This window comes from Curtobacterium sp. Csp2 (genome assembly GCF_013347165.1).
The window spans coordinates 3,690,241-3,703,158 of the sequence record NZ_CP054593.1 but is presented as its reverse complement, the minus strand read 5'-3'; the positions used below and the strand labels follow the sequence as shown (position 1 = coordinate 3,703,158).

The 12,918-nt window shown below is 73.4% G+C and carries 14 protein-coding genes; 4 read left to right on the top strand and 10 right to left on the bottom strand.

Annotated features, from left to right (window positions below):
* Nucleotides 1-110: 110 nt before the first annotated feature.
* Nucleotides 111-1,541, top strand: a complete 1,431-nt coding sequence (locus HUN59_RS18000) for a UDP-glucose dehydrogenase family protein (RefSeq protein WP_174779155.1) — start codon at nt 111-113, stop codon at nt 1,539-1,541.
* A gap of 341 nt (nt 1,542-1,882) precedes the next feature.
* Nucleotides 1,883-2,335, top strand: coding sequence for a hypothetical protein (locus HUN59_RS17995; RefSeq protein ID WP_174779154.1), 453 nt, complete (start codon nt 1,883-1,885; stop codon nt 2,333-2,335).
* Nucleotides 2,336-2,377: 42 nt separating this feature from the next.
* On the opposite strand, the gene HUN59_RS17990 is transcribed toward HUN59_RS17995, so the two are convergent.
* The gene (locus tag HUN59_RS17990) at nt 2,378-3,061 is read right to left on the bottom strand and encodes a DUF1345 domain-containing protein (RefSeq protein ID WP_174779153.1); all 684 of its coding nucleotides are present in this window, start codon (nt 3,059-3,061) and stop codon (nt 2,378-2,380) included.
* A 143-nt stretch (nt 3,062-3,204) separates the two neighbouring features.
* Complete coding sequence (locus HUN59_RS17985) at nt 3,205-4,086, bottom strand: NAD-dependent epimerase/dehydratase family protein (RefSeq protein WP_174779152.1); 882 nt, start codon at nt 4,084-4,086, stop codon at nt 3,205-3,207.
* 141 nt (nt 4,087-4,227) lie between these two features.
* On the opposite strand from HUN59_RS17985, the gene HUN59_RS17980 reads away from it, so the two are divergent.
* Nucleotides 4,228-4,806: a TetR/AcrR family transcriptional regulator gene (locus tag HUN59_RS17980; protein ID WP_114851082.1), complete on the top strand. Its 579-nt coding sequence runs from the start codon at nt 4,228-4,230 to the stop codon at nt 4,804-4,806.
* A gap of 148 nt (nt 4,807-4,954) precedes the next feature.
* Here HUN59_RS17980 and HUN59_RS17975 read toward each other — a convergent pair whose 3' ends face one another.
* Complete coding sequence (locus tag HUN59_RS17975) at nt 4,955-5,722, bottom strand: inositol monophosphatase family protein (RefSeq protein ID WP_174779151.1); 768 nt, start codon at nt 5,720-5,722, stop codon at nt 4,955-4,957.
* Nucleotides 5,719-6,393, bottom strand: a complete 675-nt coding sequence (locus HUN59_RS17970) for an NUDIX domain-containing protein (RefSeq protein WP_174779150.1) — start codon at nt 6,391-6,393, stop codon at nt 5,719-5,721. Before HUN59_RS17970 ends, HUN59_RS17975 begins: the two co-directional genes overlap by 4 nt.
* 140 nt (nt 6,394-6,533) lie before the next feature.
* On the opposite strand from HUN59_RS17970, the gene HUN59_RS17965 reads away from it, so the two are divergent.
* Entirely contained in the window at nt 6,534-7,091 is a 558-nt protein-coding gene (locus tag HUN59_RS17965) for a DUF6611 family protein (protein ID WP_174779149.1), read from the top strand.
* A gap of 160 nt (nt 7,092-7,251) precedes the next feature.
* Here the strand turns inward: HUN59_RS17965 and HUN59_RS17960 are convergent, their stop codons facing one another.
* From HUN59_RS17960 to HUN59_RS17930, 6 genes are all read right to left on the bottom strand, one after another.
* The gene (locus tag HUN59_RS17960) at nt 7,252-7,881 is read right to left on the bottom strand and encodes a TetR family transcriptional regulator (protein WP_141861442.1); all 630 of its coding nucleotides are present in this window, start codon (nt 7,879-7,881) and stop codon (nt 7,252-7,254) included.
* Nucleotides 7,882-7,963: 82 nt separating this feature from the next.
* Nucleotides 7,964-8,560: a gamma subclass chorismate mutase AroQ gene (gene aroQ, locus HUN59_RS17955; protein ID WP_174779148.1), complete on the bottom strand. Its 597-nt coding sequence runs from the start codon at nt 8,558-8,560 to the stop codon at nt 7,964-7,966.
* Nucleotides 8,557-8,802 (bottom strand): hypothetical protein, encoded by a 246-nt coding sequence (locus tag HUN59_RS17950; protein ID WP_174779147.1) that lies wholly within the window; start codon nt 8,800-8,802, stop codon nt 8,557-8,559. The genes aroQ and HUN59_RS17950 overlap by 4 nt, the downstream gene beginning before the upstream one ends.
* Nucleotides 8,803-9,027: 225 nt before the next feature.
* Entirely contained in the window at nt 9,028-9,972 is a 945-nt protein-coding gene (locus HUN59_RS17945) for an acetamidase/formamidase family protein (RefSeq protein WP_174779146.1), read from the bottom strand.
* Nucleotides 9,969-11,654 carry an APC family permease gene (locus tag HUN59_RS17940; protein WP_254629934.1) on the bottom strand — a complete coding sequence of 562 codons (1,686 nt, stop codon included), beginning with the start codon at nt 11,652-11,654 and terminating at the stop codon, nt 9,969-9,971. The genes HUN59_RS17945 and HUN59_RS17940 overlap by 4 nt, the downstream gene beginning before the upstream one ends.
* A 100-nt stretch (nt 11,655-11,754) precedes the next feature.
* Entirely contained in the window at nt 11,755-12,687 is a 933-nt protein-coding gene (locus HUN59_RS17930; protein WP_254629871.1) for a proline iminopeptidase-family hydrolase, read from the bottom strand.
* Between the last annotated feature and the right edge of the window lie 231 nt (nt 12,688-12,918).

Genomic DNA, 12,918 nt, shown 5'->3' with positions numbered 1-12,918 from the left:
CCCCGCCAGCACGTGGATCGGCACTCACCGGTCACGTCCGGTGGGCACCCAGGTCACACCGGACTGGAGGATCGTGGCGCGTCCGCCTCGCCCCCGAAAGCGAGTCCACCATGTCCGTCCCCGTGACCCCGTTCCCGACGCGGGACCTCCCGCCCGTCGCCCAGCAGCCGCGCCTCACCGTCATCGGCACCGGCTACCTCGGCGCCACCCACGCCGTCTCGATGGCCGTCCTCGGCTACGAGGTGCTCGGCGTCGACGTCGACCCGGCGAAGGTCGACGCACTCGTCGCCGGCCGGGTCCCGTTCCACGAGCCGGGTCTGCCCGAGAAGCTCGCCGAGGCGCTCGCGTCCGGGCGGCTCCGGTTCTCCTCCTCGATGCAGGAGGCCGCCGAGTTCGGCGACGTGCACTTCGTCTGCGTCGGCACCCCGCAGCAGCGCGGCTCGAACGCCGCGGACCTGACCTACGTCGACGGCGCGTTCCGCGAGCTCGCGAGCCACATCACCCGCCGGGCACTCGTCGTCGGCAAGTCGACCGTGCCCGTCGGCACCGCCGCCCGGCTCGCCGCCCTCGTCCGCGAGGTCGCCCCCGCCGGCGCGGACGTCGAGGTCGCGTGGAACCCCGAGTTCCTCCGCGAGGGCTACGCCGTCCAGGACACGCTGCACCCGGACCGCCTGGTGTTCGGCGTCGAGTCGCCGTGGGCGGAGGCGCAGCTCCGCGCTGCCTTCCGCCCGGTGCTCGACGAGGGCACGCCACTCGTCGTCGCGGACCTGCCGACGTCCGAGCTCGTCAAGGTCGCCGCGAACTCGTTCCTCGCCACGAAGATCTCGTTCATCAACGCGATGGCGGAGATCTGCGAGGCGACCGGCGCCGACGTCAGCCTGCTCGCGAGCGCCCTGTCGCACGACACGCGGATCGGCGGCCGGTTCCTCAAGCCGGGGCTCGGGTTCGGCGGCGGTTGCCTGCCGAAGGACATCCGGGCCTTCTCGGCCCGCGCGGACGAGCTCGGCGTCGGCCAGGCCGTGCGCTTCCTCGACGAGGTCGACGCGATCAACCTCCGTCGCCGGCAGCGCACCGTCGACCTCGTGGCGGAGCTCGTCGACGGCGACCTGGCCGGGAAGAAGGTCGCGGCGCTCGGCGCGGCGTTCAAGCCGAACTCGGACGACATCCGGGACGCCCCGGCGCTCGACGTCGCCCGGATGCTCCGCGATGCGGGGGCGATCGTCACTGTGTACGACCCCGAGGCGATGGCGAACGCCGCCCGGGTCCGCCCCGAGCTCCGGTACGCGCCGTCGCTGACCGCCGCCGTTGTCGACGCGGACGTCGTCGTGCTGCTCACCGAGTGGCAGCAGTTCCGCGACGCCGACCCGGAGGACCTCGGCGCCCTCGTGCGCACCCGGCGGATCGTCGACGGCCGGCACGCGCTCGATGCCGACCGGTACCGCGCCGCGGGCTGGGAGTACCGGGCGCTCGGCCGACCGGTCGCGTCACGCACGGTCGAGATCACCGTCGACGAGCAGGACGAGCTCCAGCGCTCCGCCTGACGGACGCCCGCCGGGGACGGCGCCGACCGGTCCGACACCGGATCCGTGCGGCGCCCGCCCGGCGGCGCGAGGACTCCCCGGTGGGGGTACCACCGGGGAGCGGGCACCCGTCCGCGCGACGGGGGCGTCCACGGGGACGACGGCATCGGGTTCGCCGTTCGTCCCCGTGCGGCCCGCCCGCGCGGGACCGTCGAACCACGTTCCCGACGTCGAACCAGCCCCCGCGCCCGGTTCGACGTCGCATCCGTGGTTCGACGCGAGCGACGCCCCCCGCGACGCACGCGCGCGCCGCCCCCGCGCGTCGCGACCGGGCCAGCGCCCCGGACCCGTCAGCATGGACCGTGCCCACACCGCAGCAGATCCGCCGGGGGACCCTCCTCGGCGCGGCGACCATCGCCGTCGTCGGGGTCGTCGCAGCTATCGCCCCGTCCTGGTCGACCCCCTTCGTCGCGGTCCCACCACGCTCCGCGTCCGCCCGCACCGTCGCGGAGACGTTCTGGCGAGCGGCTGAACACCGGGACTGCGCCACCATGCGAGCACTGTCCGACCCGGACGACACGACCTGGTGCGTCTCCTGGTGGGACACGTTCACGGGCCAGGACCCGCACCTGCTCGGGCACGGCCGGTTCAGCGACCCCACCACCCAGCCCGACGACGGGACGGGGGAGACGTCCGTCCGGTTCACCGTCGACGTGCGGAACGTGTCCGGGATGCCCGACGGGTGGAACGAATGGGGACTGTTCCTCCGCCACACCGCGGACGGGTGGCGGGTCAGCGAGGAAGGTGTCGTCTGAGCGACGGCAACGCCCCTCGACACGCCGCCGCGCCCGTGCCCGTCAGCTCCCGAGCCCGGCGACCAGGTTGACGACGCTCGCGATCACCACGGTGCCGAAGAAGAACGACAACAGCGCGTGCCGCAGCGTCGTCACGCGGACCGTGCTCGAGGTGATCGACGTGTCGGACACCTGGTACGTCATCCCCACCGTGACCGCGAAGTACGCGAAGTCCGAGTACCGCGGCGGCTCGTCCTGGTTGAACGAGATCCCGCCCGGTGTGCCGCTGTAGTACAGCTCGGCGTACCGGAGGGTGAAGAGCGTCTGCACGAGCAGCCACGACAGGAAGACGCTCACGACGCCGAGCGCGGCCGCGAGGTCCTGCGCCGTCCCGTGCAGCCCCCGCGCCGTGCTCAGCACGACGAGCAGTGCGACGACGCTCGCCGCCGAGGCACCGACGAGCAGCAGGTCCGACACCGTCCGGCGCGGGTCCTCGCGGTCGGCCAGCCGCGCGGTGCGCTCCGCGTCGGCCCGCAGGAGCGGGAAGGCGGTCACCACGTACGACGCGCACGCCGCCGCCCACCCGACCGAGGCGGCCCACCGCGGCCCGACCGTCAGCCCGGTCACCACCGCCACGACGACCCCGACGACCACCATGAGCACGAGCCGGTTCCGGTAGCGACGGGACCGCCCGACTCGCGGGACGGGGGTCGGCTGCGGTGCCGACGGAGCGGCGGGCGTGGTCATCCGCCCAGGTTCCCGGTCGCCGCCGTCAGTGCGCCGGGACCGGGCCGCCGCGCCGCTGAGGGAGCGCGCAGGTGCGCGGCTTCGGAGCGGTCACCGGACCGGACGGGAGGCACGTGGCGGCGCCGCCACGTGCCTCCCGTCCGTCACGGGGTGACGTTCTCGAGGTCCGCCAGCAGGCTCGGGTGGGTGGGCTGCCAACCGAGCGCACGCTGGGTCGCCGCCCCGGAGGCGGGCTGGTCCGTCGCGAAGATCGGAGCGAACGGGCCGAAGGTGTCGTCCGGGACGGCGGCGACCGGCAGGCCGAGGCGGCGGCCGATGACCTCGGCGAGGTCGCGGACGCGGTCGCCCTCGTCGGCGACGGCGTGCCAGGTGGAGCCGGCCGGCGCGTCCTCGAGCGCGAGGCGGAACAGCGCGGCGGCGTCGCGGGCGTGCACCGCCGGCCAGCGCTGGTCGCCGGTGCCGGGGTAGCCGGCGGTGCCCGATGCCCGCGCGGTCTCGGTGAGGATGCCCGCGAAGCCGCCCGCGCCGTCGGCGTGCACGGTGCGGGGGAGTCGCACCGCCGAGACCCGGACCCCGCGGTCGGCCAGGTCCAGGGCGGCGAGGACCGTCCGGGCCCGTCCGGCGACCGGGCCGTCGAGGGGGAGCGGGTCGGTCTCGAGTGCGAGCCGGCCCGGGACCCACGGCGTCCCCGAGACGACGACGAGCGGCTTGCCGGTGTCGACGAGTGCCTCGCCGAGGGTGTGGACCGCGGCGGACTCCTCCGCGATGGCCTGCTCGAGGCCCTCCGCCGTGCCGAAGTCGTTCGCGAACGCCAGGCTGACGACCCCGTCGGCGGCGTCGGCAGCGGCCCGGAGGACGTCGAGGTCGGCGATGCTCCCGCGCACCGTGTCGGCGCCCTGGGCGGCCAGCGCCTCGGCGGAGCGGTCGGAGCGGGCGAGGGCGGTGACGGTGTGGCCGGCCGAGCGGAGTTCGGCGATCACGGCTGTGCCGATCGTGCCGGTGCCGCCGGTGACGAAGACGTGCATGGTGTGCTCCTGTCTGGCCCGTCGAGTGACGGGACCGTGGTGCCATCACGTTAGGAACGTGACGGGACCGTTGTCCCGTCAGTGCGCGAATCGGATGGGACAAGAGTCCCGTCAGTGATCGTCGGGCCGTAGGATCGGCGCATGGCGAGGTGGGAACCCGGTGCACGGGAGCGGTTGGTGCTGGCCGCGGTCGACCTGTTCTCCGAGCAGGGGTACGACGACACGACCGTGACCGAGATCGCCGAGCGCGCCGGGGTGACGAAGAGCACCTTCTTCCGGCACTTCCCGGACAAGCGGGAGCTGCTCGTCGCCGGGCAGGAGACGCTCAGCCGACTGCTCGCAGAAGGGATCGCGGACGCGCCGGACGGGGCGACACCGCTCGAGGCCGTCGCGAACGGGGTGGAGCGGGCCTCGGCCGAGATGGGCCCGGTGAACCGGGAGCTCGGGCCCAGACTCCGTGCGGCGGTGGCCGCGAGTGCGGAGCTGCGCGAGCGGGACGCCCTGAAGAGCGTCGGCCTGGCCGCGGCGATGACCGACGCGCTGCTCGCGCGCGGGGTCGACGCGGTACGGGCGCGGCTCGCGAGCGAGATGGGCGTGCTCGCCTTCACACAGGGGTTCGAGCGGTGGTCGGGGCGCGGCGTCGCGGACGACGAGCCGCTCGCGGTGCAGACCCTGGCGGTCCTGCGCGAACTGCGGGAGGCGGCGGCGGCGCTGCGCTGAGCCGTGCGGTGCGGTGCGGTGCGGTGTTGTGCGGGGCGGTGTGGTGGTCTCCGCACAACCGGAAGCACGCCGCGCCCGGGACTTCCGTGGCGCGGCGCGCTTCTGGTTGTTCGGCAGCAGAGCGCGCCGCCGCGCGCCGCCGACCCCGCTAGGCGCTGCCCGCGCGCAGCAGCGCCGCGGCCTCGCGCACCGCGGTCGGTGCCCCCGCCAGGTGCCAGTCGTGCCCGTGCGCCCGCACGACCTCGGCCGCGCCGCCTGCACCCTCGACGAGCGCCCGGCCCGGCAGCCAGTCCCAGTCGGCGCAGTCCGTCTGCACCCAGAGCGCCGTTCGCCCGGCGGCGACGTCCGCCAGGTCGCACGACCCCGAGCCGCTGATCCGGATCGTCGCGGCGGCTCCGAGCAGTGCGAAGAGCGGCGCGGTCGCACGCTCCCGCAGGTGCGAGGCGTTGAGGAACGTCGCGACGGCCCCGGACCCGAGCGGGACGTCGGGGATCGCCGGTACGGGGACGCCGTCGCACATGGTCACGCCCGCGCTGGCGACCCACGTCTCGTCGGGCAGGAGTCGTCGCACGGCACCGAGCACGAGTTCACCGTCCACCTCGAGCGACACCGCGCTGCACCAGGACGGCAGTCCGACGACGTAGTTGTACGTGCCGTCGATCGGGTCGACGGTCCAACGGCGGCCGTTCGCCGGGTCGTCGTGGGCGCCCTCCTCGCCGGTGACGCCGTCCCCGGGACGCTGCTCGGCGAGCAGGCCGTGCACGAGGTCCTCGGCGGCGCGGTCGGCCGCGGTCACCAGGTCGGCGGCCGAGGTCTTCTGCTCGGCCCGGGTGCCCGACGCCCGCATCTCCGCGGCGAGCGCGGCGGCCCGCGACACGAGGGCGACGGCGAGGTCGCGGTCCTGGTGCGGGGTCATCGACCCGCTCCCGTCCCGATCAGCCCGCGGAGCGCCGCCCACTGCAGCAGCAGGATCGTCTTGCCGTCGACGATGCGACCGTCGTCGAGCATCGCGAGCGCCTCGTCGCCGGGGACCTCGAGCACCTCGATCTCCTCGCCCTCGTCGGCGACCCCGCCGCCGGCGTCGACCCGGTCCGCCGCGGAGTACGGCGCCGCGTAGCAGTGCACCCGCTCGGTCACGGAGCCCGGGCTCATGTACGCGTCGACGACGTGGGTCAACGAGCCGAGACGGACGCCGAGCTCCTCGTGCGCCTCGCGCCGGACCGCGGTCTCCGGGTCGTCGGCGTCGAGCAGGCCGGCGGCGACCTCGACGAGCATGCCGTCCGGGTGCTCGTTGACGTACGCGGGCCAGCGGAACTGCCGGGTCAGCAGGACGGTGCCGCGCTCCGGGTCGTACGGGAGCACCGCCGCACCGTTGCCGCGGTCGTAGGTCTCGCGCTGCTGCGTCGTCCACGAGCCGTCCCGCCCGCGGACGTCGAACGTCGTCCGGCGGAGCACGTGCCAGCCGTCCGAGGTCACCTCGACGTCCCGGACGACCACGTCCGGGTTGCGGTCGAGGTCTCGGCCGACCCGGTCGAGACCGGTCCTGCCCCTGCTGTCCGGTTCGGTGGCCCCACGCGTCGTCGTCACGCCACGACGCTAGCGGACCGACGCAAGCGGACCGACCTGAGCCGATCCGACGTGAGCGGACCGCAAGGACCCGACCCCGCCGCGTGAGGGATCCGTCAGTGCCCGGCCCACCGCACGTCCCCGGGGCGAGGCTCCTGGACGTGGACAGCAACACCGACCGACCGGCGACCGGCAGCGGCCGCCACGCCCCGGGCCGCCGCGCGCGGAGCCTGCAGGGCGAGCACCTCTGGGGCCGCTACACCGTGCAGCCCGTCACCCGGGCGCTGTGGAGTGCCCGGACCCTCGAGGTCTACCCGCCCGGCACGAACGCGACCGAGCTCCTGTTCCTCCGCGCCTGGCACGCCTGGCGCCTCGGTGGCCCGCTCACCGCTGCCGTGCTGCTCCTGGTGCTGCACGACCGTCCGTTCGTCGCCGTCGGGCTCGCCGTGACGCTGAACGTCGTCGGGTTCCTCGTCCTCGCCCGTGCCACCCGTCGCACCCGCCCGGCCGTCCGGACCCTGACCGTCACGACCTTCCACGGCAACGGCCGCCCCGAGGAGCACGGTGACCGCCGGCTCTTCGACGGATCGCTCGACGCGCTCACCGTGCTCGAGCGGGCGCACCGGCAGGACCGCGTCGGACGGGTCGAGTTCGAGCTCGTCTGGGGTGACGTCTGGGACGCGATCCCCGCGACCCCGGGGCGCGGGGTGCGGTCGTGACCACCGTCCTGACGCGACCGACCCTCCCGACCGCACCGGAGCAGGAGGACGACGGCACCGTGGTCCTCGGCTACGACTGATCGACCGTCGGGCCCGTGACCCACCGGACGGGAGGCACGGTGCCGGCCCGCCCCGCGCCTCCCGTCCGACGGTGGTGCCGTCAGGCGGGGCCGCGTGTGGTCGCGTCGGCGACGGAGGCGACCCGTACGTCGGCGTCGGCGATGCCGAAGGAGACGAGCAGGGGGACCCAGAGCGCGCGGAGGCGGGCGACGAGGTCGTCCGGCGTCGTCGTCGCGGCCGACGTGACGAGCCCGAAGGTCGCCTCGAGGAGCAGGTCCTCGGCGCGGTCGGGCAGCGCCGGGGCGTCCGCGGGCCGGGCGGCGTCGAGCTGCTCTCGGATGAAGTCGGCCCAGACGAAGCCGCGGGGGACCTCGACGTCGGTGTGGAGGAGCTCGCGGAGCAGGCGGACGGCGCCGCCCGCCTCGGGGCGTTCGCGGGTCTCGAGCGCGGTGTCGAGCAGCACGCGGGTCAATCGTTCGACCCCGGCCGGCTCGTCGGCGGCGGCAGCGGCCGTCTCGACCCAGCGGACCTGCTGTTCCTCGATCACGGCGACGGCGAGCGCGTGCTTCGACGGGAACAGGTGGTACCCGATCGCGGACTTGGGGCGTCCCATGGCCTCGGCGATGCGGGCGAAGCTCGTGGCCTCGTAGCCGTAGCGGGCGAACTGGGCCCCCGCCGCGGCGACGATCGCTCCACGTGACGCGGCCATCGCTGCCTGTCGTCGGTTCACGGTCCTCCTGGTCGGTGCCGGGCCGTCGGGTCGACCCGGCACCACTCTAGGAGCACTGTTCGCGTCGGTGTCGGCCTCGGCGTCAGTCGGTGCAGAAGTTCGACCACGCGACGTGCAGGCCCTTGCGCTGCAGCGAGTCGAGGCCGGATTCGACCCGGTGTCGCTCGGCCTCGACGGCGTGGGCGCAGCGCGGCGCCGCGGCGATCGGCGCGACCGCCGCGAGCCGGTCGACCAGGTCGTCGTCGATCTGCGTGATCTGCGTGCGGACGGCGGTCAGGTCGGGCGCGGTCGTCGGGGCGGACCACGGCTCGTGGGTCCACCGTGTGAAGAGTCCGCGCTGCACGAGCTTGCTCGCCGCGATCTGGTCGCGGAGCACCCGGGTCACGAGGTCCGGGTCGACGCCCTCGGCTCGGGCCCGGGCGACGCCCGCGTCGACGACGGCCTGCTCGCGGGCCGGGTCCGCGATCGGCTTCCCGCTCAGCCACTTGCTCTCCGCGACGGGCTCGGCCAGGGCGAGTCGGCTGACGACGAGGTCACCGACGCCCGAGAGCCGTCCGGTGTCGGTGCCGGCGGTGGTGGTGGTGTCGGACGTGGTCGGCGCGGCGATCGCGGGTCGGGCTGCGACGAGGCCGGAGCCGACCACCGTCGCGATCAGGCTCAGCAGCACGGCGGTCGTCATCGCGGTCCGTCGTCCAGCGGTGCGGGTGTGGCGTTCCATGGGTGTTCCGTCTCCTCGTCGTCCAGGAAGCGGATCGTCACGTCCTCCGTTCGACGGCGGATCGCCCGGCGCAGGGGCTCCACCACGAGTTCGCTCCACGTCGGGTACACCTCGACGTGGTCGACGTCGGACGCGCACGAGCACGGTTCGACCGCGGGCACGTCGAGTCCGGGGTAGACCGTGGTGACCTGGTGCAGCACCATGCCGCCGCTCCTTCCTGTCGCCAGACGATCGTCTGACGACAGGAAGGTACCGCCGCGGCCGGCTCCCGCGCGATGAGGGTGCGCTCAGCCCGCGGTCCAGTGCGGCGGGCGGATCGTTGTGCAGCGTGCCGCCGCACAACGCGGAGCACTCCGCGCCACGGCGAACCATGGCGCGGAGTGCTTCCGGTTGTGCGGAGCGCAGTCGGCCGGGCCGCCCGCCGCGGCTCAGCCCGCGGCGCCGCCGAGCACCGCCTTCGGCACCCGGTGCAGCGTCACAGCACCCACCGCGGCGAACGGGTGCAGCGGGTCCGGGTCGCCGGAGCCCGTCGGCCCGCCGAGCTTCGAGTCGCCCACGGCACTGAGCACCGCGTACGCGTCCTCGGCGCTCCACCCGTGCTCGTCGATCAGGAACGCGAACGCGTCCTCGTACCCGCGACGGACGCTCTCCTGCACGGGGTCGCCGAGCCCGACGAACAGCCACTCCTCGGGCGTCTCGATGCGCGGCGCCCGGAGCGCGGGCCCGCCCTGCAGCAGGTCGACGGAGACGATCGCGGTGCCCTGGGCCTCGATCGCGACGAAGGACGACTCGCCCTCGGCCATGATCGCGTGCACGTCGCCGATCGACAGGAGGGCGCCGGGGACCCGGACGGGCAGGTACACGGTGGAGCCGGGGCGGGCCTCGGTCACGTCCATGTTCCCGCCCTCGGCGTACGCGGGCATGATCGTCGAGTTCGTGCCCTCGGCCGGGGCGACGCCGATGCAGCCGATCATCGGGCGGACAGGGAAGCGGTGTCGGTCAGAGACCTGGACCACACCGTCGGAGATCGGGCAGCGGCGCGCGAAGACCCCATCGGGCATGACGTGCTGGAGCGCGCCGGACCCGGGGAGCGAGACCGACCAGCCGTGCGTCGTCAGCTCGATGTCGTGGATGTGCACGGCCAGGGTGTCGCCCGGCATCGCGCCCTCGACGTACACCGGGCCGGTCACCGGGTTGATCGGTGCCTGCAGCTGGGCCAGGTCGTGGTGCCGGTCGAGTTCGGCGTACACGGCGTCGGTCGTCTCGAAGCCGATCGTCTCGCCGCTGCCCGGGGTGATGCGGAGCACGGGCTCGCGTGCCGGGTCGAACCCGGGGACGCCGAGGGTGTTCGGCAGGTGGTGGTCGGGGGTCATGCGTGGTCTCCTTCCGAGCCGACCTCGGTCGACCGTCCCGTCGCACGGTAGTAGAGGAACACGGCCGCACCGACGACCAGCCAGACGATGCCGCCGACCTTGGCCTCGACCGCGGCGTTGAGCAGCACGTACCCGATGATCAGGAAGCCGATGAGCGGGACGACCAGGTGCAGCAGCCAGTTGCGCGACTTCCCCTTCACGACGTGGTGCACGAACACCGAGACGTGCAGGAGCATGAAGCCGAACAGGGCGCCGAAGTTCACCAGGGACGAGATCGTGTCGATCTGCCCGACGAAGAACAGCACGAGGATCGCGGACAGCACCGAGACGACGATGATCGCGTTCTGCGGGACCTGTCGGCCGTTCAGCTTGTGCAGGAACGCGGGGAGCTGCCGGTCGCGGCTCATCGAGAACAGCAGGCGGCTCGTGGCGGCCTGCGCGGCCATGGCGTTCGCGATGCCGACGGCCAGGACGTTCACCGCGAAGAACGCCGTCGCCCACCCGCTCGACGAGGCCTGTTCGACGATCGAGAAGAAGGCGTTGCCGACCTCGCTGTCCGGGAACGCGTCCCGGCCGGCGGCCAGGGCGGATGCGAGCCACGTCTGCAGGACGAACAGGAACGCGACGATCACCAGCGCCAGGATCATCGCGAGTCCGGCGCCACCGCGGCGGCCGGTGGACTCCTCGGACAGGGTCGAGATGCCGTCGAAGCCGAGGAAGCTCAGGACCGCGATGGACAGGGCGCTCGCGATGAGCGGCGCGGAGACCTTCGACGGGTCCCACACCTGGTCGGTCGAGAACGAGGCACCGGGCACCGTGCCGCCGGTGAGGGCGACGATCGCGATGACGACGAAGATCGCGACGAACACGAGCTCGATGAGCAGGAAGATGCGGTTCGCGAGCTTGAGCGACGAGACGCCGAGCAGGTTGATGACGGTGTTGATCGCGACGAAGAGCAGCGCCCACAGCCAGCGGGGCGTGCCGGGGAAGATACCGACCATGCTCTCCGCGGCGAACACGTAGAGCAGCGTCGGGACGAGCAGGTAGTCGAGCAGGATCGCCCAGCCGGCGAAGAACCCGGCGGTGGGGTGGATGCCGCGGCCGACGTAGGAGAACACGCTGCCCGCGAGCGGGATGGACTTCGCCATCTGCGCGTACGCGAGCGCCGTGAAGATCATCGCCACGAGACCGACGAGGTAGACGAGCGGCACCATGCCGCTCGACGCGTTGTAGACGGTGCCGAAGATCGCCCAGGGGGCGATCGGCACCATGAAGACGAGCCCGTAGACGAGCAGGTCGGTGGTGGACACGGAGCGCTTGAGCTCCTGCTTGTAGCCGTAGGCCTCGAGCTGCTGCTGTGCGGAGAGCTCGCTGTGCTGCTGCGACATGACGGTTCCGTTCGGGGAGACGGTGCGTGGGTGGGGGGAGCCGGACGGGAGGATCGTGGCGGGGTGGTGCCGCGCCTCCCGTCCGGCCACGAGACCGACGAGGTAGACGAGCGGCACCATGCCGCTCGACGCGTTGTAGACGGTGCCGAAGATCGCCCAGGGGGCGATCGGCACCATGAAGACGAGCCCGTAGACGAGCAGGTCGGTGGTGGACACGGAGCGCTTGAGCTCCTGCTTGTAGCCGTAGGCCTCGAGCTGCTGCTGTGCGGAGAGCTCGCTGTGCTGCTGCGACATGACGGTTCCGTTCGGGGAGACGGTGCGTGGGTGGGGGGAGCCGGACGGGAGGATCGTGGCGGGGTGGTGCCGCGCCTCCCGTCCGGTGTGGGGTCGCGACCTAGGAGGTGGGCCGGTCCGCGACGGTGGGGTGGTCGTCGTGCGTCGCCGCGAACGCGGCGACGAGGCGGCGGAACTCCTCCGGCTGCTCCAGGTGGGTGCAGTGGCTGGCGCCGGGGAAGACGTGCTGGCGGACGTCGGCGATGCGCTCGACGAAGGGCTGCCAGGTGGCGGGGGTGGCCTCGTCGTGCTCGCCGGCGACGACCAGGGTGGGGACGGCGACCCGGTCGAGCCGGTCGACGATCGTCCAGTCGCGCATGGTGCCGATGACGTGGAACTCGTTCGGGCCGTTCATCGTGTGGTAGACCGTCGGCTCCTGTTCCATCTGGGTCTCGGAGTCGACGAAGTCCTGCGGCATGGGGACGACGCGGCAGACGTGGCGCTCGTAGAAGACCTGCGTCGCGGCGAGGTACTCGGGGTCGTCGACCGTGCCGGCCTGCTCGTGCCGGGTCAGGGCGTCCTGGACGTCCCCGGGCAGCTGCGCGCGGAGCTCGGCGGCGCCGTCGACCCAGAGCTGCATCGACGCGGGGGAGTTGCAGATCATCAGGCTGCGCAGGTGTTCGGGCTGCCGGACGGCGATCTCCGCGCCGAGCATGCCGCCCCACGACTGCCCGAGGACGTGGTGGTCGCCGAGGCCCAGGTGCTCGACGAGCGCGGCGTACTCGTCGACGAAGAGCTGCGGGACCCAGGTGTCGACGGGGGCGTCGGGACGGTGGGAGCTCCGGCCGCAGCCGAACTGGTCGTGGTGGACGACGGTCCGACCGGTCTCGTCTGCAAGGGCCGCGAGGTTCCGGAGGTAGTCGTGGGCCATGCCGGGGCCGCCGTGCAGCACGACGAGCGGCAGCGCACCGGGGGTCGGGGAGTCGGGTTCGGTGGCGCGGTACCAGGTGTGGCCGTCGCGGAACGGCATCGTGCCTTCGGTGATGCGGGACATGCCGCTCAGCATGGCTCCCGAAAAGGTCTGCTGCAAGACCTTTTCCGGTCCTTTAACGTGGACGAAACAGGACGGGAGGGGCCGACGTGGCGGAACGCGCGCCGGAGAGCCGGGTCGACGAGGTCGAGGACCGGCTCGTCACCGCGGTCGCCGTCGGTGAGTACCTGCCCGGGTCCCGGCTGCCGCCGGAACGCGAGCTGACCGGGGACGTCCAGGACGCCCTGACCCGGC